This is a genomic window from Dickeya sp. CFBP 2040 (assembly GCF_012273755.1).
Taxonomy (GTDB): Bacteria; Pseudomonadota; Gammaproteobacteria; order Enterobacterales; family Enterobacteriaceae; genus Dickeya; species Dickeya poaceiphila.
In genome coordinates, this window is record NZ_JAAVXH010000006.1 from 122,648 (window position 1) to 145,229 (window position 22,582).

The 22,582-nt window shown below is 57.5% G+C and carries 11 protein-coding genes; all 11 read right to left on the bottom strand.

The window, feature by feature from the left end; genetic code table 11:
• Positions 1–134: 134 nt before the first annotated feature.
• Genes Dpoa2040_RS00820 through Dpoa2040_RS00870 form a run of 11 tightly spaced genes read right to left on the bottom strand, consistent with a single transcriptional unit; the run spans position 135 to position 22,291 of the window.
• Positions 135–839, bottom strand: a complete 705-nt coding sequence (locus Dpoa2040_RS00820) for a thioesterase II family protein (RefSeq protein ID WP_168639956.1) — start codon at positions 837–839, stop codon at positions 135–137.
• Complete coding sequence (locus Dpoa2040_RS00825) at positions 836–2,449, bottom strand: AMP-binding protein (RefSeq protein WP_168639957.1); 1,614 nt, start codon at positions 2,447–2,449, stop codon at positions 836–838. Before Dpoa2040_RS00825 ends, Dpoa2040_RS00820 begins: the two co-directional genes overlap by 4 nt.
• Positions 2,446–2,985 (bottom strand): hypothetical protein, encoded by a 540-nt coding sequence (locus Dpoa2040_RS00830; protein ID WP_168639958.1) that lies wholly within the window; start codon positions 2,983–2,985, stop codon positions 2,446–2,448. The genes Dpoa2040_RS00825 and Dpoa2040_RS00830 overlap by 4 nt, the downstream gene beginning before the upstream one ends.
• On the bottom strand, positions 2,978–4,213 hold the full coding sequence (locus tag Dpoa2040_RS00835; RefSeq protein ID WP_168639959.1) for an MFS transporter: 1,236 nt from the start codon (positions 4,211–4,213) through the stop codon (positions 2,978–2,980). The genes Dpoa2040_RS00830 and Dpoa2040_RS00835 overlap by 8 nt, the downstream gene beginning before the upstream one ends.
• Positions 4,213–5,058, bottom strand: coding sequence for a nucleotidyltransferase domain-containing protein (locus tag Dpoa2040_RS00840; protein WP_168639960.1), 846 nt, complete (start codon positions 5,056–5,058; stop codon positions 4,213–4,215). Before Dpoa2040_RS00840 ends, Dpoa2040_RS00835 begins: the two co-directional genes overlap by 1 nt.
• Positions 5,045–5,470: a carboxymuconolactone decarboxylase family protein gene (locus Dpoa2040_RS00845; RefSeq protein ID WP_168639961.1), complete on the bottom strand. Its 426-nt coding sequence runs from the start codon at positions 5,468–5,470 to the stop codon at positions 5,045–5,047. The genes Dpoa2040_RS00840 and Dpoa2040_RS00845 overlap by 14 nt, the downstream gene beginning before the upstream one ends.
• A complete protein-coding gene (locus Dpoa2040_RS00850) occupies positions 5,467–11,766 on the bottom strand; it encodes a non-ribosomal peptide synthetase (protein WP_168639962.1) in 6,300 nt (2,099 codons plus the stop codon). Before Dpoa2040_RS00850 ends, Dpoa2040_RS00845 begins: the two co-directional genes overlap by 4 nt.
• On the bottom strand, positions 11,763–16,736 hold the full coding sequence (locus Dpoa2040_RS00855) for a non-ribosomal peptide synthetase (RefSeq protein ID WP_168639963.1): 4,974 nt from the start codon (positions 16,734–16,736) through the stop codon (positions 11,763–11,765). Before Dpoa2040_RS00855 ends, Dpoa2040_RS00850 begins: the two co-directional genes overlap by 4 nt.
• 2 nt (positions 16,737–16,738) lie before the next feature.
• Positions 16,739–18,028, bottom strand: a complete 1,290-nt coding sequence (locus Dpoa2040_RS00860) for an amino acid adenylation protein (RefSeq protein WP_168639964.1) — start codon at positions 18,026–18,028, stop codon at positions 16,739–16,741.
• Between the two features lies 1 nt (position 18,029).
• Complete coding sequence (locus Dpoa2040_RS00865) at positions 18,030–19,184, bottom strand: MupA/Atu3671 family FMN-dependent luciferase-like monooxygenase (RefSeq protein WP_168639965.1); 1,155 nt, start codon at positions 19,182–19,184, stop codon at positions 18,030–18,032.
• Positions 19,181–22,291 (bottom strand): beta-ketoacyl synthase N-terminal-like domain-containing protein, encoded by a 3,111-nt coding sequence (locus tag Dpoa2040_RS00870; protein WP_168639966.1) that lies wholly within the window; start codon positions 22,289–22,291, stop codon positions 19,181–19,183. Before Dpoa2040_RS00870 ends, Dpoa2040_RS00865 begins: the two co-directional genes overlap by 4 nt.
• Between the last annotated feature and the right edge of the window lie 291 nt (positions 22,292–22,582).

Consider the following 22,582-nt stretch of genomic DNA (forward strand, 5'->3'; position numbering starts at 1 on the left):
CATTTCCGGCAGAAATAACAGATCGGCGTGGCGATTATCCGCCTGCTGCCAGGCTTGCTGAATACGCAGGCTGTTGCCGGCAAGATCACCGACCCAACTATTCATCACACAAAATTCAAAACGAAGATCGGCATTCATACGGCTATCTCCTTCAGAAGAGCCGCAGACAACAAGCGGAACAACGAAGACAACGTGCTTTGCGGCTGGTTCAGCAAGAAAAAATGGCCGCCAGCAATGGCGGTGGAATGAAAAGAAACCGTAGTGCAATCACGCCATGCCGCAATGCCTGACAACGTGGTCAGTGCATCGCCTTCGCCATACAGCGCGACAATCGGGCAATCCAGCGCGTCTCCCGATTCAGGGCGATAAGCATCAAGGAGCCGATAATCACACTGGATTACCGGGGCAAACCAACGCATCAATTCGGTAGAAGCCAGAAGCTCCGCTGGCGTCCCTCCCAGCGTCGTGAGATAAACAATGAGCGTTGGCAGATCAAAAGTGTGCACCTGCCGCGAAGGGAGTTGCTGATGAGGGGCATTCATCGCGCACACCACCAGCCCCGCTACGGGCCGGTTCTGACTACGCAGATAGCGCGCGGTTTCATAAGCCACCAGAGCGCCGAAACTGTAGCCGAGCAAGATCACCGGTTCCGGTCCGGCGATATCCTCTGCCGCCTGCCGGGCCAGCATCATCAGTGAAGGGGCGAATTCATCGGACATACGGCTACCACGTCCAGGATAGACATACTGCTGTAGCGGCAACGTCCGTGGCCAGTCAGCATTAAGCGCGATAAATGCATTATCGCTGCTGCCCGCATAGCCAAATGCATAACATCTCATTCCACCTGCTCCTGTTGTGTCAGAGCGGCCAGACGGCGACGCAGTACTTTGCGCTGAATTTTACCAATCGATGTGCGTGGAATGGTCTCAGCTTCGCAATCAAACAACTGGTATGGCGCAGCCGCAATGAGCTGGGCCAGACGCGCATCAATCCGCTTGCGCACCGTCTGGCGATCACATCCCGCCTGAGCGACGAAGAAAATACCGATCAATCCCGCAGACTGACAAACAGCGGTGTAACCGGCGCGTACACCAGGCAGGCGTTCCAGCTCAGCTTCCAACTGGTAACCGGGAATGGAAATACCGTCAATGCCATCCCCTTCACGATCGGTAATGTATAACCGCCCCTGATGCAAAAAGGCGCGATCGCCAGTATCAAACCATCCTCCCGGCAGGAAGCAGTTTTCTGCTTCGCCGTTAAAGTAGCCTTGGGTAACGGACGGTCCCCGCACCTGTAAATTACCTGTCTCGCCCTCTTTTAACAGCGCACCGTTGCTGTCGGTGACACGCACGCTTGCGCCGGGGATCGGCAGACCTAAATCCACATAACCGTTTACCCGACGCCCATCGCCCGACGACCAGGTCAATCCTGAGCACGTCTCCGACATGCCAAAAGCGGGTCTTAATGCCGAAGGATTCAGGCCGTGTGCAGAAAAACGTTCTGCGCAATAGCTCATCTGATCGCTGATGCTTTCTCCGGCATTCACCAGAAAACGCAGGCTGCTGAAATCCCAGTCGGAAGCCGCCTCCCGTTGCGCCAGCTCGCTGAACACATGGTTAGGCACCCACCCCACTGTCGCCTGACGTTGCGCCACCAGACGCGGAAAACGGCCCAGATCCTCGTTTACCCATGACGTCGCCAGATGGATTTGCGCCGCGCCGCAACAGGTGGGCAAAATACCCAAAAAGGCCACCGCGCCAACATGCTCCATCGGCATCCAGTTCAGGAACACATCCTGAGCCGTAAAATCATTCATCTGCGCGCTACCGGCGGCCATGGCGATCAACGCGCGCGCACTCTGCGTCACCAGTTTGGGCTGCCCGGTAGATCCCGATGTAGGGAAAATAAGCGCCAGATCATCACCGCGCGCACCAGCCGAGCGAACCTCGTGGCTGGCAGGCAATGCGCGTAATTGCGCTGCGTCAACCACCAGCATCCGCGCCTGCGGCCTATCATGCTGGATCTGTTGAAAACGAAGCAGATCCTCTCCCGCGCCAATCATCGCTGTCGGGCGAAGTAGCTCCAGTGAAGCCAGCGCCAGCCGTAAGGTATGCGCTGGCGTTGGCCACGGCTGTCCCGCCGCAACGGGCACCGCCACCGCACCGCGCAACAGACATCCCCACAGGGCGAGCACAAAGTCCGCCGGATCAGCCAACCGCAGTAGCACCCGATCTCCTGGCTGGATCCCCTCATCCTCCAGAGCATGACTGACCGCCAGCGCCTGAGGGTAGAAATCGGCGTAACGCCAGAACGTACGCTCTCCGACCGCATTAATCGTTTCAATACCATTTTCGGCTTGCTCAGCAGCCAGCGAAAGCACGTCATGCAGCGAATCCAGCGCCCACAAACGGTGTTGTGGCTCAGCGCCTGTAGCCAAGGCCAGGTTCATAACAGGGTCTCCAGAAGAAGAACATTCTCGGTCATTGGGGAGGAACTATGCTGTCGCAGCCATTGCAGCGCCTGACGATCAGGTAAAATCAGCGTGCATTGTTCAGCATTGAAGGCCAACTGATCCACCGGCAGTCGCCACTCACGTTTCCAGGTAAAATCAATCCCGCATTCAGGTGCCAGCGAGACATGACGAAAGCGTTGATCTGCGGGAAGGAGGTCCGCTTCAGCTAAAGGCTGATGGATGGTTTGCCGCGCGCCCTTGGCGAAAAGCGCATTGCGATCAAACTGCAACCCATAGGGGGCAAAATTGACCCCAGCCTTAGCAGCGTTCAGCAGGAGCCGGGCGGCCTGAATCAGCGGGATTTCACTAAAGGCGATGCAGCGGCGCTCACCGAGAATATAAGGCGGACGTTCGCCGATCAGCGCCCCGCGTTGCAGGATAGCCAGCAAGTCTGGCAACGGCGTATCGTGCTTTCCTGGCTTAATCCACCATATCAGTTTTTCACTCAGATCACTGCGCAGCCAGTTAATCATTTGCAGCATCCCCCAGCGCGGCGGGTTTCGTTTTTCCCATCCAGTGGGGCAGTTCTACCCACAGCAATACGACAGCAAACACGCCGCATAACGCCCAACCGGTGGCGACCAGCCCTATCTGATCAGAAAGCGCGCCGCCGGCAACAATTGCCAGCACCATGCCGAGGGTGGAAAGCGATAAGACGCTCGACGATACCGCAGCCATTGCCGAGGGCGGGCACTGGACAATCATGTTCTTCTGGCAGAACGTGAACGCAATCTGGAAGACAAACAGATACAGTGCATAGCCGGACAGGCTCAGCCAGACTACCGGGGTCAACAGCGACAACTGCATCAATACCACGCTGACCAATGCGATTAACCACGGCTGGTTGCGCCAGCTTTGACTTTCATCCTGCATCAACCACGCCACCACCAGCGAGCCAGTAAAGAAACTGACGCTGGCAATCGCCTGTAGCAACATAACCCCCTGTTCGCCCAGGCCGAGAAGGTTGACAGGCAATAAGGTGCGCGCCACATTGTGAAATCCCTGCAATAACGCCGTTGTCACCATCACCCAGATAAATTGCCGCCGCAACTGCGGTAGCTCGCGCAGCGCCTCAAACGCCGGACGCAGCGCGCTGCCGCTGGCTGCCGGCGCTGAACTCTCCTGCGTTCTGTTACGTCGCCACAGCAGGAAATAGAGCGCGCCGGAGAGCAGGAAGGTTAAACTGTCGATCAGCGCCACCCAGACCAGCGGACTCTTTTCTACCAGAATGGCACCCAGCAGCGACCCCAGCGCAATACCAATAAAGGTACCGGTACCGAACAGCGAGGCGGCGCGCCCCAACAGCGGCTCAGGAACGGTATTTTTCAGTGCGACCACCCTGGCGGCCTTGCTCAGGCTCTCGACCAGCCCGCGCAAGGCAAGCAGCACAAACACCAGCGTCAAATGCTCATAGCTCAGGCCAATCAGCAGTGACACCCCGCCGCCCAGCCATTCGCTAATCGCGGCCAGTTTTGCGGCGCTAATCCGCTGCAACAACCGGCTGACCAGCGGAGCAGAGAAAATGATCGCCCCCCATTGCACGGCAAACACCGCCGATGCGAGAAAATTGCTGCCAGTGATGCGCCAGATATACACCGACAGCGATAACATCAGTAAAAAATTCCCCAACGTGCTGATTAATACTGCTGACCAGATGGTTTGCAGACTCTTGTTACGTACTGTTTCGCTTAAACTGGCCATCAACCCTCCTCCACTGTGGGAGCCAGTCGGTAATCCGCAGGATCGACCTGATGCTGCGCCAGTAAAACCTGCAAATGCTGCTCTATCCAGGGGCAAAACGCCGCCAGTAACTGTTGTTGCTCTGCGAGGCAATCGTCCGGTTCAATTGCCCACGCCACCGCCTGGCGGCACAGGTCGGCCTGTTGTGGGTATTGACGGCAAAAGACCTGGCAACACAACGACAGATCACGCGTATAACAACGCTGCTGCTCCATTGTCAGTTCGAAAGCGGCGCGGACCACTGCTTTCATTATCCACTCACACATCAACCGCGGTTTAGCCTGCCATTCTGGCTGGCGCAAGCGCCTTTGGTATTCCGCCATCCGCTGCGATAACCACAACGCCTCTCCCATAATGGCTACCCCTGGCCGGTAAGGTGCCAGCTGGCGGGCATAATCATGGCCGTAAAGTAACAGCGACTGTGTTTTGATGAAAAACGGCCACACGCCGAGGTAATTGCCCAAGACATCTTTTTCCTGGCAGGTGGTGAATTCCAGCTCGGTCAGCCCAGGCAATAACTGATGTAATTCCACCGTCAGAGCATCATCCGCCGTGAGCGGCGTTGTCGGGCATCCATCCGCCACAACAGCAAACGCATCAAGATCGGAGAGATAAGGCACCTGGGTGCCGCGGGCGACAGAACCGCGCAAGTACACAGCGCGCAGCGTCTTTGGAAACCATTGCTGAAACGCGCTGACCAGCCGGGCACCAAACGCTGCGGGAAAATGGCGGGCGGAAGTGTCATTGACAATAAACCCCTGTTCATCAAGAGGGAAAAAACGACCCGGAATATCAGCGTGCGCCATAATTTTCAGCCTCCATAACCTGGTTATCCAGTTTGCTGAACGTTGCCATCACTGTTTGCGTTGCCGCAATCGCCGCCGGCCAGCCATTAAATAACGCGGTGAGTTCCACCGCGTTCAACACCTGCTCACGCTGCCAGCCCTGCTTTAGCGCGGCTCCGGCGCAAAACTCCAGCAAAGCTGGCGGAGTGCCTGCCGTGCAGGCCAGCACCAGAGACAATAAGGTGCGCGTTTTCTCATCAATCGCCTGCTCTGCGCGAAAAAAATCGCCAAAATCTTCCAGAAAATGTTGTTTGAACGCGGGCGCTTGCAGGCGCATCCCGTGTAACAGCCCGTGAGGATTGCCCAGTGGCAGCTCAAACTTTTCAACCGCCTGCAATCCACGCGACAAGCGATTAGGTTGTGCATCACTCATGAAGGATTCCTTTGTGTCTGAGCCGGAACACGCCGCTCACGCGCCTGGGTAAATGCGGCGCGACGGCGGGCGGCATTAACATTAATCTCCGGCGATGGGGCGACGGTCGGCGTTTTAGCCATGACAAACTGGCTGAGTGCCCGAATAGTGGGGTGGGCAAAAAGATCGACTACCGCCAGCGAGTCGCCCAGCGCGCTGCCGATACGTTCGCTGGCCTGAACCATCATCAACGAGTTGGCGCCCATCTCGAAAAAATTGGTCTCGCAGTCCGGCGGTGTTGGTAGCTCAAGCAGTTGCTGCCATACGCGGGCAATAGCCTGTTCGGTGGCATTACCTGTTTTCGCCTTTCTCTGTGGTTGTTGCGGCAACTGCTGCGGCAGACGGCGACGGTCAACTTTGCCGCTGGCGGTCAGCGGCAACTCGGACAACAGCGTGAAGCAGGAAGGCACCATATAAGCAGGTAGTTTTGCCATCAGCGCTTGTTTTACTGCCTCGATCTGTACCGTTCCCGGCGTGTTTTCAACAATCCAGGCCGCCAGAACCGGATTGCGCTCATCACCAATCACATTAACCGCACAGTGACGAATCTCAGGCAATTGCCCAAGACAGGCATCAATTTCTCCTGGCTCAATACGATTGCCGCGCAGTTTGACCTGGAAATCCATCCGTCCGAGAAACGTCAGCACGCCATCATTTCGCCAGCGACCGAGATCACCGCTGCGGTAAAAACGCTGCCGGGTTCCATCAGGCAGGGTGCGCCAGACAAAGGCTTCCGGTGAACGCTGCCCCAGATACCCCTGCGAAAGCCCCGGTCCGGCAATACAGATTTCGCCCACCGCTCCCTGCGGTAACGGCTGGCCCTTTTCATCCATAATCAACAACTGGGTATTGGGATTGGCGACGCCGAGCGGTACCGTCAGCGCACTTTCGTCTTGCGTCGTCGCCACGTGAGTCGCGCTGGTCATCGTGGCTTCGGTGGGACCGTACTGATTGATAATGGTCAGATTGCTGCCGAAAGCACGCCATGCCGCAGTGAGATCGTCGCCACGCAGACGCTCACCGTTCAGCATCAGCACCCGCAGGGTAGCGGCACCGCAGCTCTCCGCCAGCAAGGCACGCAGCAGTGTCGGCACCATCGACAATACATGACTGACCTGCTGTGCAGCCATCAGCGCCAGAATGCGCGCAGGATGAGTCGCCGTGGCGTCATCTGGCAGGATGGCGGCGGCACCACTCGCCAGCGTGGCGAACTGATCGCGTACGGCAGGGTCGAAGCTGAATGATGTCAATTGCAGCACCCGGTCGCCTTCCCCCAACGCCAGACGGCGGATAAGAAAAAGCAAATCGTGTGCCACACCACCATGACGAATAGGCACCCCTTTGGGTATGCCAGTAGAACCTGAGGTATACATCAGATAACAGCACTGCTGCGCATCAACATGACGCGCCACTGCAACCACCGGCTGACCTTCCGCCAGCGTCAGTAAGCGCTGCTCATCAATATGCTGAGCAGGCTGCGCCTGCTGGCGCACCAGAGATTGCCGCTCGACAGGCCAGTGTGGATCGATGGGTAAATACATTCCCCCCGCTTTCAGCACGCCGTAAAGCACGGCGATACGCGCGGCGCTGCGCGGCAGGCAGACGGAAACGCACTCCCCCGACGCCAGCCCTGAGGCAATCAGACCATGTGCCAGTTGGTTTGCCCAGCTATCAAGCTGGGCATAGCTCAGCTCACCGCCTTCCCACACCAGCGCCGTCGCCTGTGGCGTACGCTTCACCTGGGCTTCAAACAGGCCGTGCAATGTCTGCGCCGTGGTTAGCGAAGGTTCCTCGTGCGAAAATTCACTTTGCTGTGCGATAAACTCGGCGGCGGACACCAGGCTCAGGCTGTCGATCACCGCCCCCGGTGACGTCAGCATCGCGGCAATCAGCTGTTGCCACGCCTGCGCCAGTCGCACGAGGGTGTTCTCACCATACAGTGACTGGCGATAAGCGATATAACCGCCAAACGCCGCGCCCTGAGACTGGAAATGCACGTTAAGATCATACTTTGCCTGCTGCGACAATGTCGGGCAGGTGGTCACCGCCAACCCCGGCAAGCTGAGTTCATCGAGGCTGACAGGATCTTCCACGATCTGAATCTGAAAGAGCGGCGACTGTTTCGCATCACGCAGCGGATTCACCGCGTCAACAATCTCTTCGAATGGCAGCGCCGAACCGGAGATCGCCTGATCAAATGCCGTAGCGACACGCCTCACCATCGTTTCCAGCGGCAATGAGCCATCACACTGCACACGCAGCGGAATGTTATTAAGCAACGGCCCGATCACTGCGGCACTGTCAGGATCATCGCGCAACGCTACCGGGATGCCGAAGACCAGATCCTGCTGGCGGCTGTAGCGTTGCAACAGGATAAACCAACTGCTCAACAGCACGACAAAAGGGGTAATGCTCCACTGCCGCGCTTGCTGTTTCAGTTGACGCCACTGTTCTGGCGCTAATGACAGCGCCTGGATGCCGGCATCCTGCTCATCAGCACTATCAGGCTGGGAGTCGGTGGGAAAACGCGACGTTTGCGGCGCATCCGCCAGCCAGCTTCGCCAGCGTTCACGCAGCAAGGGATAGGCGGCCTTGCGCTGTTGCTCCAGCCAGGCGAACTGCGGGGCAGGTTCCGCAGGAAGCGAGCCAAGCCAGGCACGCTGTAGATCCTGTAGTAATATCGGCAATGACAAACCATCGGCGGCGATATGATGCAGGTTAACCAAAAGGTAGTGGCGTGCTGGCTCCGTATGTACCAGGGCAAAACGGATAAAGCGGTCGCGCGCCAAATCAAGTGGCTGAGTATGGAAGCCATGACGGAAAACGGGAAACTCCGCTTCACTGACCTGATACTCTTCCAGCGCTATCGGGCCATCCTGGGGATCAAGGTGATAATGGGGACCTTGTGGATTTTCAATCAAACGACTGCCGAGAATAGGGTGTCGCGCCACCAGCGCCACCAGCGCCTGTTGCAGCCGCAGCGTATCCAGTGCGCCGTCGAGACGCCATGCCGCAGACATCGAATATTCACTGCTTGCGCCATGAAGACGCCACAAAAACCATAGCCGTTGTTGCATCGCGCTCAGCGGGTGCGCGGCATGAGGGTCGTGGTTGTCGATGTGGTCGGTACGCGCGTGCCCGGTCGGCAACTGCGCCAGCGCGGCGGCAAAATCCGCCAGACGCGGGTGTTGCATCATTAAGCCGGTGGATGCCGCGATACCCAACTGGCGGCGAATCTGGCGCACCACTTCCATCGCCAGCAATGAGTGCCCCCCTAGCGCGAAAAAATCAGCATCACGATCATTGACCGGGCAATCCAGCAGGGTCTGCCAAATTTCCGCGATATCCTGCTCCAGACCAGCATTCAATATGCCAGTCTGCGTGGCAGACGCGGGGGACGGCAAGGTCTGCGGCAACGCGTTACGATCAATTTTGCCGCTGCGGGTCAGCGGCATAGCGGCGAGCGGCACATAGCGTGCAGGCACCTGATAATGCGGCAGTCGCTGCGCCAGTGCGTCATGCAGTTGGCTCTCGGTCAGCCCGACCTCGGCGCTGCAGTAAAATGCCGCCAGCAGCGCGTGTCCCCGCGCGTCTTCTCGTAGCGCGACGGCGGTTTCATCCACCAGTCCCGTGGCCAGCAATGCCGCTTCAATTTCTTCAATTTCAATGCGATAGCCATTGAGCTTAATTTGCCGGTCACTGCGCCCCAGGTAGTAAAGATTGCCATCTTCCCGCAACACAGCGCGATCACCGGTTAAATAACGCCGCTGGTTGATACCTGCCCCGCCGGACAAAAACTGGCGTGCGGTCATATCGGGACGCTGGTGATATCCCAGTCCAACACTGTCACCATCAATCATCAGTTCACCGCTGACCCCGGCGGGTAACGGCTGGCCATGATGATCCACCACCGAAAGCAGCGCCCCCGGAATAGCCTGCCCCAACGGTACCGGTTCATGTTGCTGCGCAACAGGACTCGCCAGCAGATACCAGGCGACAACATCGGCGCACTCTGTCGGACCATAGCTGTTGATAAAACGACATGGCGTCGGCCTTTGCTGCTGCCACTGCCGCAGCGGTGCCAGCAGAATAGGTTCACCACCCAGCACGACATAACGCAAGCTGTCCAGTGCAACATATCCCTGCTCTTTGGCCTCCTGCAACAGGGAGATAAATGCGGTTGGCGTACAGTTAATCACCGTGACCTGATGCTGAATGATCGCCGCCAGCACCGCCTTTGGATCAAACTGCTCCATGCAGGGAAACAGCACCTGCCCGCCACACATTAACGGCGCAAAGAGGTTTTTCTGGGTTAAATCAAATGCGGTGTTACTGATCACCAACGCACGCATTTCTTCGTTGCCAACGGCCTGCTGGTACCATGCCAGCAGGCGTGCAACACCGGCATGATGCACAATCGCCGCTTTGGGCGTCCCGGTGGAGCCGGAAGTAAATATCAGCCAGGCGCGATCTGTCGGTTGAGTTACCCAGGGGGACCATTCGCCACTGATTTCGCCCTCCGGTAATGTCTCTTCATCAATCACCAACGCCAGACCCGCATCAGCAATCATTGCCTGTAAACGCGCCACGGGTTGCCGTCTGTCCAGCGGCACATAAGCACTTCCGGCGGCGAAAACGCCCAGCGTCGCCGCCAATGCGGCGGGACCAGCGGGTAAACCAATCCCCACCGACGATCCCGGTTGCACCCCCTGCTGATGCAGCCATTGTGCGACCCGACCAACCTTTGCCCATAGTTGCGCATAAGACCATGACTCACGCCCCTGAGCGACAGCAGTAGCCTGCGGCGTTTGCCTTACCTGACGCGCAATCTGCTCCAGCGGCCCTGCGGGGGATGCAGGTATCTGCGCGACTGCCGCAGTGGCCTGCAGGCGGAACGTCTGCAACGCCGCATCGGGATCGTCGGCGATTTGCTGCAGCAGGCAGAGATAGGCCTCAGCCATTATTGCGACATCCTGCGCCGTCAGCGCGCCATGGCGAAACTCAAACAAACACTGCGGCTGTGCGCCAGGCACGACGGTCAGCATCAGATCAAATTTGGCCTGTTGGGGAAAATATCGCACCAGGCTGACATGAATGCCGGACAGCGCCAGTTGATCCGCCGCATCGCTTTCCAGGCTAAACATAATATTGCTGGCGGCCTGTGGATGGCGTGTACGCAGATGGTGATAAGAAGCATGGCTGTGGGGAAGACTTTCCTGCGTCTGCCGGGCCAATGTCAGCACCAGTTCACGCAGTGTTTGCGTCGGCTGCATGTTCGCTCTGCTATACAAGGTGTTCACCAGAAAGCCGACACGTCGGGCGTCCGCAATGGCATTACGGTTGGCATAGGGGGTCAGCACCACGGTATCGTTTTTTCCGTAATACCTGGCCAACAGCAGTTGGAATGCGGCATTCATCCAGTGGTGCAGACTGACGCCACTGCGTTCTGCCAATGCCGTCAGGCGGGACCACAGCTTACCGTCAACCGGCAAGACGGAATGACCGGCCTGTGGCTGGCCGACCGCCGGAGGAAACGAGATCGGTTCCTCAGCATCCTGCAACAGCGCTTCCCACCAGTCATCCGCTTGTCGGGTATCCGTCGCCGGGCTATAAACCGGCAGATTTTCCGCTGGAGGCAATTGGCCCTGATAACGCTGGGCGACGTTATTCAGCAACATCCCCAGACTCCAGCCATCAATTACACTGTGATGGAAAACCAGCAGTAACACATGGCGATCCTCTGCCTCACGCAGCAATTGCGCACGCAGCAGCACGTCGTTAGCCAGATCAAACGCGGGGGCGGCCAGTTGTTGCAGCCACTGTTGCGGTGTGCCGGACGGAGCCTGTTGCGCAACGATCGCCGGTAGTCCGTTACCGCAGCGCTGGCACAACCCTTGATCTGTTTCCACCAGCCGCATACGTAAGGCCGGATGCTGAGCGATTTCGTCATTCAGTGCCTGGCAAAACAACGAAGCATCCAGCCCCCCCTCAAGCTGTAGTCCCAGCGCCAGATGATAAGCATCACCGCCATGTTGCTGCTGCCACAGCCAGAGTCTGGTCTGGCCTTCGCTGGCCGGTATGTTTTCTCCTTCCCCGGTCAGTAGTTGCAGCAATCCGGACTTGTGCAACTGCAATTGCGCTTTCAATGCTTCATCCAGCGCCCCTTTCGCTGCCCGAACACGCAGTTGTCCATTATCATGCCGCAGGGTTATCCCCAGCGCCGTTAACCGCTCATAGAGATTTACTGTCTGACTCATAACGAAATTTCCTCAATGTCGTCGCAGGATTGAGCTTGTTGCAACCAGCCAGCCAGCGCATCAGCCTGTTCGCCGAAAGCCCGATGATTAAGCAACAAGGCAATCGGAACCTCGACATTCAGATAGCGGCTGAGTTGTTGACGCAACTGCACTACGAGCAGGGAATTTCCGCCCAGGCTGATAAAGTGCGCCTCCCGATTCTGTGGACGCTGCCCCAAAACCTGCTGCCATATATCCGCCAGTTGCTGTTCGTCCTCACGTTGCAGAGGTTGCGACTGTTTCTCGCCGAAGGCAGGCAACGGCAACGCGCGGCGATCAATTTTTCCATTTGGGGTTTGCGGCAATGTCGGCAATGCCAACCAGGCGCTGGGCAGCATCCACTCAGGCAGTGTTTTCGCCAGTTGGCGGCGTAGCTCGCCGGAACCGGGCTCCTCTCCCGCCGGAACATACCAGGCGGCAAGCTGTTTCTGCCCGGTGGCGTTCTCCACCACACTAACCACAGCCTGCTGGATACCCGGCGCGCGCAACAGGCAACGCTCAACCTCACCGGTTTCAATGCGATAACCGTTCAGTTTTATCTGGTGATCCAGACGGCCCAGGTAGACTAATCGCCCATCCGCCAGACGACGCACCCGATCCCCTGTGCGATAGGCGCGGGTTTCCAGATGACGGAGCGCGGCAGGTACGGTAAAGGCCGCCGCGTTAAGTTCGGGGCGTTGCAAATAGCCTTGCGACAATTTCTCCCCGGCCAGCCACAACTCTCCCGGCATGTTTTGCGCCACTGGCTGCTGGACGCTATCCAGCACGTATGCCCTGGTGCCAGGCAATGGCGTGCCAATGGTTTCATCACCACCGGCATAGCGGCGAGCGCAGGTGGAATAGACGGTATCTTCGGTCGGACCATACAGATCCAGTAATCGCAGCAGTGGTGCCTGACTCAGCAGCCGGTCAACCAGCGTCTGGCGGAAAGGCTCGCCAGCCACCAGCGCCACCTGAGCCTGCAACGGGAAGGCTCCGGCCTGCAACAGCGCCTCCACGGCGGAGGGCACGGTATTGACCAGAGAAACATCAAGCGAACGCTCCGCCAAATCGAGAATACGTTCGACGATCACGCAGCACGTTCCGAGACACAGCGGAACAAAGCATTCAAACACGGACAAATCGAAGCAGATGGATGTCGATGCCAGAATCCGCGCACGTTCCCTGTCGCTCAGACAGGTCTGCGCCCAGTCCAGCAACGCCGAAATATTGCCCTGCGTCACCTGCACGCCTTTCGGTCTGCCGGTGGAGCCAGAGGTGTAAAGCACGTAGGCGATAGCATCAAGACTGGCCGCCACCAGCGGACGCGAAACCTCCGGCCGCAGATCGACTGGCGTAATAACATGATGTTCGGGGAATAACGCCGGATCGCGCGCCATAACAATCCGGCACTGGCTGTCCTCCATCATCATGGCCAGCCTGTCTGCCGGATAGCTGAGATCCATCGGCACGTAACAGGCACCAGCAGCATGAATCGCCAGCATCGCTGCTGGCAGATGACGGTCGCGCGTCATCGCCAGGCCAATGCGTTCCCCCGGCCTGACATGCTGATGCTGCAACAACGCGGTATAACCTTGCGCCAGCGCCAGCAATTGAGCGTAGCTGCAGGCTCCACTGGCGTCCTCGACTGCGGTAGCGTCAGGGGATAACGCCGCCTGGCGACGGAAACGGCTAATCACATCCTGGTGGCTCAGTTGGGGTGTGACCGGGCGGGTCAACAGGCCCATTTCAGCCTGTTCAGCCAATGACAGGTAACAAATCTGGCCGATGGCGATATCTGGCCGCAGCAGCGCTTCATGCAGCCATTGCTGTAAATGTGCCAGTAAGCGTTGCGCGCTGTGGCTGTCGCACTGCAGCGGATCAAACTCCAGCTCCAGCACTATCTGTTGTGGCGACGGGAATGCCAGCAGTGAAAACTGGCTTTGCGCCGCCGCTGCGGGAATAAACGGCGGACAATCAGGCTGTTCACTCTGACAGGCGAACACGGCATGGTAGAGATTATCGCGCTGAGGCTGCCGCCGCCGCACCTGTTCCAGCAACGAAATATAGGGCAGAAAGCGATGACGAAGCAGCAGATGAGTGTGCGAGCTGACTTGCTCAAGCAGCGTTTTCAGCGTGGTGTCATCATCAACGTGCAACGCCAGTGGCAAAATATTAACTGCATTACCCAGCCAGCGGGCTTGCTGAGGCGCGCGCACGGAAACCGGTATGCCAAGCGCCAGTCGCGTTTCACCGCTATATCGCGCCAGCAGAGCGGCAAAGGCGGCGGCTAACAGCACATGCAGCGTAGTCCCGGCCTGCTGTGCATATTGCTTTAATGCCTGCGTTTCAGCGGCGGCCAGCGTGTGGCGCACACTGGCCAGCGCCGCCGGTTGTACCGGTTTCGCCAGATTAAAATCTGGTCGTTCCGGCATGGCGCACAGCGCATCCAGCCAGCCAGCATCGGCCTGCAGATCGGGACGAGCGCTGCTGTGCAGGCTTCCGAGCATCAACGGCAAACGGCTGGCTGCCGGTAAACACTGTTCCCCAGCGAGCAGTTGGCGCAAATCGTGCAACAATGTCTGCGCGGCCATATGATCAATAATCATATGGTGAACCGCTAATGCCAGTTGCACGCCTTGCCCCTGCCCGGTTAGCAGGGCGCAACGCCACGCTGGGCTGACAGTCAAATCAAAGGGACGCGCACGGAAATCCAGCAACCATGCTGACCGCTGTGCGGACGTCCAGTCGCTAACGTCCACGCATTCCAGCTTCACTCCCGCCCCGCTAAGCCAGCCGGAATCCGTCAGCGTCGCCGCCAGTTGCGGGTGCGCCGCGCTGAGCAGATCTAACGTCTGCTGCACCTGCTCTGGCGAGTGGTGCGGTGACAGCGTCAGGAAGGTCGCCAGGTTGTAGCATGACGCGTCGGGCTGCGTCTGTTGATGTAGCCAGATCGCTTGTTGCCAGGGCGTCACCGCTGCATTTTCCACTGGAGGTTCCTCCTCCGGCACAGTCTCCATCGCAGGTAAGGCCGCAAGCTGCTGCTCCAGTTTTTCCAGCGTCAAATCGGCCAGCAACCAGTCGAGCGGAATAGTGCGGGCTAACCGCTGCTGCAACAAGGTGTGCAATTCAAGCCGGAGCAGTGAATCAACACCCAGCATACTTAAGGTATGCCGGGGCTGAGGGCTTAACCCTTTAGCCGCAAGCAGAGTGAAAAGCGCAGAAGAAGATCTGGCGTCAGAGGCTTCACTACGGCGTGGCAAGCCAAGCGGAGCAAGATTTCCCGCCTGCCACTGGCTGCACATATAGCGACGACGCAGTTTGCCGCTGGAGGTTTTGGCCACGCTTCCCGGTTTCACCGCCACCAGATGCGCCAGCGTCAAACCATGGCGTCCGGCAACGGCGCTACGCGCCTGCTCCAGCGCTTGTACGGCATCAAACCGGCGCACCGCGCTGCGTCGCACTTCCTGTACCACGACCAGTTCGTCACCACTCATAAACGCCACGCCGCCCCCCGTGACAAACTGGCTGTCACTGCTCTGCACGGTGTATTCAATATCCTGCGGATAGTGGTTACGGCCACGAACAATCAACACGTCTTTCAGACGCCCGGTGACATACAGCTGACCATCACGCAAAAAGCCCAGATCGCCAGTACGCAGATAGCTCGTCTCAGCATCATCTGCCAGTGCGGCCAGCAAGGTGGCATTCGCCTCTGACGCATTCCAGTATCCGCGGCTGATGCTGTCACCGCGCAGCCAAATCTCCCCCACCTTGCCATCGGCACAACGCGTCCGCCGTTCCGGATCGGCGATAATCAGCTGAGTTCCGCCCCACAGCTGGCCGCTGCTTACCAGCGTGGTGCCATCAGTGGTTGTCGTCAGTTGCGCTACCCCGGCGCTGAGCCGTTCGCTGTCAACATGCAGGGTCGTCGCCGGTTGCCCCGCTACATTGCCCGATACAAACAGCGTCGCTTCCGCCAGCCCATAGCAGGGATACAGCGCGCCGTGTCGCAAGCCGTAGTGCGCATAGGCAGCCTGAAAGCGCGCCACGGTTTCACTGCGAATCGGCTCCGCGCCATTATAGGCAACGTCCCAGCGGGAAAGATCGAGGCCTGCGCGCTCCTCCTCGCTGATGTTATTGACACAAAGGGCGTAGGCAAAATCGGGTCCGCCGCTACAGGTCACTCCCGCGTCAGAAATCAGGCGCAACCAGCGGACAGGCTTTTGCAAAAACGCCATCGGCGGCATCAGCCAACAGCTGACGCCCAGATAGAGCGGCTGCATCACGTTGCCGATGAGTCCCATATCATGAAACAACGGTAACCAGCTGGCGAATACCGTATGGTCGCCATTGCCCATCCCCTGTCGGATAGCACACTGATTACTCATCAGATTGGCATGGGTGACAATCACACCTTTTGGGTCACCGGTAGAGCCGGAAGAGTATTGTAAGAAAGCAATGTCTTCTCCGGTCAACGCTGGCGCCCACCATGCGTCAACATCGCCACGCTGCGCGTCTTCGATACAGCGTAGTGCAAACGCGTCAGCTTCACTCTCACGCCGCACATCATCCAGCGTTTCATGGTTGGTGAGGATGGTGGTCGCCTGGCTACTGGCGATAAGTTTTTGCAGGCGATCACTCTTCGAGCGATTGTTGCCCGGTGGATAGGCGGAAACCGCTATCACACCGGCATATAAACAGCCGAAAAACGCCACGATAAAATCGATTCCGGGGCGAAATTGCAGCAGTACCGGCTGCTTACTCAGGCCCTGTTGCTGCAGCATCAGTGCGGTCAGGCGCGCCTGTCTGTCCAGTTCAGCATAACTGAGTGACGTGGCGACCTTTTCACCATCAGGCAAATAGTGAAAAGCGACAGTGTCCGGGCGCTTCTGCGCCCAATACTGAATAACATGATGAAAGCAGGGGAAATTTTCGACCGGGGACGACATACTCATGCCTCCTCTGCACCAAAATGACGACGGAATGCAGCGATAGCGGATGCAGGAACACGCCAGGAACCACAATGCAAATTGGCCGCCTGGTAGCCACGTTCGACCAATGCCTGGTAGTGCGTGACCGCGTGCTGCGGCTCCACCATGCCCAGCGTCGCGGGATAATCAAATTTGCCGGAAAACAGGCTGGAGAGAATACAACCGGTAATATGATGCGCGTTATCGTCATCCGCCGGGTATTGCAGTGCCCATTCCAGCGCTTTTGGCACGTAGATACGATGTTGAATCTCACCAGGCGCGCGCAATGCGCCACCTTCGGTAAACAGGATATCGCCCTGAGTTTCAAGGCGCTCAATCGCCTGTGCGACATCAAAGCAGTGAGGGTCCGAGTCATCGACAATCAGCGAGCCAGGACGCAGGCGTGCGACATCCACCACGTTCGGCACATTCGTCGCACCAACTAATGTCGTCGCCTGATAGATCTCTTCCGGACAAGTGCGCTGCGAAGGTGCAAAGCACAGTTCGCCCTGATAATGCAGCTCTTCGCGCAAATAACGCATTAATGTTTCCAGCGCATCACGCCGCGTGTAGAGATCGCACAATGTCAGGCTGCGAGGATGCGGCAGAACCGTCAACATCAGAGACAACGCAGCGGTACCCACCGATCCCAGGCCAATAAAGCTCAGATCTTCATCAGCCAAATCACGCCCTGCCGCCTGTAACAGTTTCTGCAAAGACAGCACCACCGCCGAGGTGGTGGTGGCATGTCCGGTGGTAATCAACGGCTGGTTCGCCTGATGGCAAATTGCCTGACCATAGCGCGTCGCCGATGGAATCAGCCCGGTCAGTGAAACAGCACGGGCGCCTAGTGAATGCGCAATATGAAGACTCTGTTCAACCAGCCGGACGATATCGCCGCTTTGCGAATAGATTTGCCCGTAAGTACGCGGCAGCGTCAGCGTGGCAATACGCCCTTCAGGCAACTGGCGAATATTGCTGAGCAACGGCAAGTCGCCACAAATACCGTGGGTGATATCGCGCAAATTGAAACCTTTCCCTACCACACGATCATTCAGGCAGGTAATGGACACCGCATCCACCGGCGCCTCTTCACCTGCGGCAAAAAGCGTCAGCAATGGCCGCTGATCAAGAATCAGCCATGGCGCAAGCCGCGTTTCCAGTGCCTCTTGCGCGTCATTGCTGGTTTTGGCGCGCTGTGACAACTGGGCCAGCAGTTTATTTTTTAACTCAGGAGTCAGGGTCGGCAGGGACGAAGAGACACTGGACATATCAGTTTACCTTTTGCTCACGAAAGTGGGTGGGCGCTAATTCGCGCAACAGCGCCAGACTGGTCAACGTGGCGTCGAGGGGGATACCAAAATCAATCAGACAGGCGATTTCATTCACCCCCATGGCGCTCAGGGTATGGGTCAAACGGCGGCATTTTTCGACCGGGCCAAACAACGCGGCCTGTTCAAAATAGCGTTCGAAAGCAAAGTCGAGAAACTGCGCTTTGTTGGCATTCACATTCTGGCGAATATCCGCCTCCACCAGGTTGTCGTATTGCCGGATATAGCCTTCGAGATAGCGCAGCATGGGTGCGCGAACCAGCTCCTTTGCCCGCTGAATATCATTATCCAGATAGGTATGCAGCATGATGCTGATCACCCCGCTCTGCGGATCGAATCCCGCCCGCTCACGCGTCTGACGATAGTTATGAATATTCTCTTCCAGCAGACTGAGAGAATTTCCCAACATGCACAGCACATTGCACCCTTGCTCTCCGGCACGGCGCCACCCTTCAGGTGAACTACAGGTCAGCCAGTAGCGCAGCGTTGGCTGAATCGGTCGCGGCCATGTGCGCACCTCGACGCTCTCCCCATCCACGCCCGGAATGGCGACCGCCTCGCCGCGCCACAGGCGTTGCATCTGTTGCATACCGCTGGCGACACGTTCACGCCGGTCATGCCAGGCTTCGGGCAGTAAAGCAAAGTCCCCTTTATGCCATCCGCTGGCCAGCGCCAGCGCCACGCGACCGCCGGAGAGGTTATCGACTACCGACCACTCCTCGACGATCCGCACCGGATTATGCAGCGGCACCACGACGCTGCCGGCGCGGAGTTCCAGGTTTTCAGTGCGTACCGCCAGCGCTGCGGCCAGAACCGAAGGATTCGGGTACAAGCCGCCAAAAGGGGTGAAATGGCGTTCAGGCAACCAGATAGCGTTGATACCGTGCTTATCGCCAAATTCAGCACAGCGAAACAGCATGTCGTATTTATTAACAGCCCCCTCTTCATCGTTAGCCGAGAAAAAAAACAGGCTAAAATCGAGCTCGCCTGTTGCCTCTGGCAGCGGCTGCTGCGTCCGTTTAGCACTGCGCTGGCGCAGTTGCTCTCGCTGTTGCGGGGTTAATCCCGCCAGTTTTTCTTTGAGAAAGTCATTCATGACGCCTGTCCCGGCTCTTCCTGCAACAGCGCGTACAGCTCCTCTTCGGAGAACTCACCCAACTCTTCCAGCAACGCACTCAGCTCTGCGCTATCTACGCTATTCAGCAGACGCTGCTCGACCAGAGCCGTGAGATCGCTGACGGTGGCGGCGTGAAGTAACTCAGACAGATGAATTTCACAGCCAAAGTGAGCGTTAACTTTGCTGACAATCTGCAAAGCCCAGAGTGAGTGACCTCCCAGGTCAAAAAAGTTTTCATCCGGGCTGATAGCCGGTAAAGCCAGCACGTCCTGCCAGATAGCGGTGATCTGTTGCTGAACGTCATTCTGTGGTTCCGTACTGCTTGCATCAGATTGTTTCATCGTGAGGTTCTCCGCTGAGGAAAATTTACGGGATTCAACCTGCGGGGCAATCAGCTGGCTGAAAAGGGATTGGATCTCTTGCTGACTGCAATACTCTTTGCCGTCGAGGCTCAGAGTGACGCCGCCGGTCGCCAGAAGCTGGCTCAGATGCGCGGTGTCAGCCACAGGATGAGGTTCTGCCCAGTGATAGCTGCGCTCAAAGGCGTAGCCTGGCAGACGAAAACGTTGCAGATCTAACGGCGCAGTCATCAATACGCTCAGATCGATAGCCTGGCCATGCGCCCACAACTCGCCAGCGGCCTGCAACAGCGCGGAGACTGACTGCTCTGCCCGCGAGGCATGAGGCTGGCTGCTGATAACCGTCGCAGCAGGTAAAACGCCGCGCGCCAGCGATGCCAATACCGTACCGGGGCCACACTCCAGAAAAATATCCACACCCTGAGCGGCGGCACATTCCAACCCGGCAGCGAATTGCACTGGACGACGAAGATGTTCCGCCCAATATTGTGCTGAAAGCGCCTGCTCTTCGCTCAGCAACTGGCCGGTCACATTGGACACAATCGGGATTGAAGGGAAATGACGTGGCGTGGCAGCCACTGCCTGGGCTAACTCGGTCGCTGCCGGTAGCATTGCCGCAGTATGAAAGGCGTGGGAGGTATGCAGGAGGCGGCAGGCGATGCCCTGTGTTTCCAGTTGCCGGCTAAGCTGTTCAAGCAGCACCGCATCGCCGCCCACCACACAGGCGTTATGCTGGTTGATAACGGCAATCTCCAGCTCCGGCGGCAGTTGCTTTTGCAACGCTGGCGCGTCTAATGCCACGGACAACATGCGTCCGGGCCTTGCCGCCTGCATCAAACGGCCACGCAGACAAACCAGGCGCATGGCGTCATCCAGTGAAAATATTCCCGCCAGACAGGCGGCCACCCATTCGCCAATGCTGTGGCCCAATAACACCGTTGGCTCAATCCCCTGCTGACGCCACCACTGCGCCAGCGCCCAGCTGGTAGCGAACAGCGTCGGCTGGGCATATTCCGTCAACATCAACGTTTCGCTTTCTGACATCAGCAGTGGCAGCAGTTCGCCGCCGCCGTGGCGGCGCATACTCTGCCCCGCCTCATCAAGCCAGTTGCGGAAGTCGGCGCATTGCCGGTACAGCGGCAGCGTCATTTGCGTATGTTGCGAACCCTGCCCAGGGAACAAAAATGCCACATCACCAGCGCCAGCGACCGCTGCGGTTACCGGCCGCACCGTCTGCAACGATTTCACCGCCTGCGCGATATTTTCAGCGACAATCGCAGCACGACAGGCAAAATGACTACGGGTCGATGCCAGCGTGGTGGCGAAACCGGGCAACTCCGCATCGCTGCGCGATGCCAGCGCCGCAGCAAGCTGGTGGCACTGGTTCTCCAGCGCGGCGGGACTTTTCGCCGACAGCACCAGCAGTGATGCGTGGCTCGCCGGTAATGGCGATGCAGTGACCTCAGGGGGTTGTTGCAGGATCAGATGTACATTTGTGCCACCGATACCGAAACTACTGACTGCGGCTTGCCGTGGTTTTTTGCCGGGTTGCCAGGGTTCCGCCTGCTGTGGGATACGGAACGGCGACTGGGTTAATTTCAGCGCGGGGTGAGGCGTTTCGCAATGCGCCAGTGGTGGAATCACCCCCTCCCGCACTGCGCAACACGCCTTAATCAACCCTGTCACGCCAGCTGCCGCCCCCAGATGGCCGATATTTGCCTTGATGGAACCCAATGCGCAAAAACCGCTGCGGTCAGTGTAGGGATTCCACGCCTGCGTAAGGGCGGAAATCTCAATGGAGTCGCCCAGTTGCGTACCAGTGCCATGAGTTTCCACATAGCCGATATCTTCCACATCCGCTTCTGCCACCGCCAGCGCTTCCGTAATCACACGCGCCTGTCCGCTGACGCTGGGGGCAGAGTATCCCACTTTGTCATTGCCATCGCTGTTGACCGCACTGCCGAGGATCACGCCATGGATAGCATTACCATCACGTAATGCATCATCCAGCCGTTTCAGCGCCACCAGTGCAACGCCAGCACCATCAATCGTGCCATTAGCATCCATTGAGAAGGGGCGGCACAGGCCATCCGGTGATAAAAAACCGCCGGGGATCGCTAACTGGGATTCGGGTTGAAACGCCGGGATCGCCGCCCCTCCGGCAAGCGCGACATCGCACTCCCAGGTGAGCAGGCTGTTACAGGCTAAATGAACGGCAAGCAGCGAAGTTGAACAGGCGGTATTGACACTAATGGCTGGCCCACCCAGTCCTAAACGGTAAGCAATCAGCGTTGCTGCACTGTCTTTGCGGTTCATCATTTGCAAGTAATCAGCCCCCAGCGCGGCTAAATAGCGGGGGTTGTACTGCAAATGTTCTTCAAAATAACGGGAGTGGCGCACGCCAGCGAAGATACCGGTGCGTAAACGCTGGTGTTCCTGACAGGCGTTCGCCTGCTCCAGCGTCAGCCAGGCTTGCTCCATCAGCAAGCGAAGCTGAGGATCCAGCGCTTCAGCTTCGATCGGGGTATAATCAAAAAAGGCAGCGTCGAACCATTCCGGATGGGTTAATAGTGGTCGGCGATGTATCCAGTTCTGCCCAGGTCTTTCCTGAATAGTCGGAGGAAATTCAGGTATGGAGACTTTTCCGCTACGGATATTCTGCCATAAAGCATCTACATCTTCTGCATCGGGAAAAACCCCTTGCATTGCAACAATAGCAATATTCATTCTATCCACCAAGATATAACAGTCATTGAGAAATAACCCTCAAAGAAAGAGCTTTATTTCCGATAAAAAAGTTATATTCCTGGCAAATAAAGAATCAAAAAGAAGGAATAAAAACCATAATAGCTTCCAACATCATTTTTTCAAAAAACACGATAACAAAGTCATCTAAATTAATTAAATTCAAATATAAACCCAAATGCAAATAACTGCCAATACAACCACAAAAAAATCAAACATTAAAACAAAAAACAAATAAAAGGCATTAATCATACAGTTAACAACTATAAAAAT

What these genes read in the sequence shown, in the direction of transcription:
- Dpoa2040_RS00820 (WP_168639956.1), bottom strand. Translation starts at nt 839, where the DNA reads ATGAGATGTTATGCATTTGGCTATGCGGGCAGCAGCGATAATGCATTT.
- Dpoa2040_RS00825 (WP_168639957.1), bottom strand. Translation starts at nt 2,449, where the DNA reads ATGAACCTGGCCTTGGCTACAGGCGCTGAGCCACAACACCGTTTGTGG.
- Dpoa2040_RS00830 (WP_168639958.1), bottom strand. Translation starts at nt 2,985, where the DNA reads ATGATTAACTGGCTGCGCAGTGATCTGAGTGAAAAACTGATATGGTGG.
- Dpoa2040_RS00835 (WP_168639959.1), bottom strand. Translation starts at nt 4,213, where the DNA reads ATGGCCAGTTTAAGCGAAACAGTACGTAACAAGAGTCTGCAAACCATC.
- Dpoa2040_RS00840 (WP_168639960.1), bottom strand. Translation starts at nt 5,058, where the DNA reads ATGGCGCACGCTGATATTCCGGGTCGTTTTTTCCCTCTTGATGAACAG.
- Dpoa2040_RS00845 (WP_168639961.1), bottom strand. Translation starts at nt 5,470, where the DNA reads ATGAGTGATGCACAACCTAATCGCTTGTCGCGTGGATTGCAGGCGGTT.
- Dpoa2040_RS00850 (WP_168639962.1), bottom strand. Translation starts at nt 11,766, where the DNA reads ATGAGTCAGACAGTAAATCTCTATGAGCGGTTAACGGCGCTGGGGATA.
- Dpoa2040_RS00855 (WP_168639963.1), bottom strand. Translation starts at nt 16,736, where the DNA reads ATGTCGTCCCCGGTCGAAAATTTCCCCTGCTTTCATCATGTTATTCAG.
- Dpoa2040_RS00860 (WP_168639964.1), bottom strand. Translation starts at nt 18,028, where the DNA reads ATGTCCAGTGTCTCTTCGTCCCTGCCGACCCTGACTCCTGAGTTAAAA.
- Dpoa2040_RS00865 (WP_168639965.1), bottom strand. Translation starts at nt 19,184, where the DNA reads ATGAATGACTTTCTCAAAGAAAAACTGGCGGGATTAACCCCGCAACAG.
- Dpoa2040_RS00870 (WP_168639966.1), bottom strand. Translation starts at nt 22,291, where the DNA reads ATGAATATTGCTATTGTTGCAATGCAAGGGGTTTTTCCCGATGCAGAA.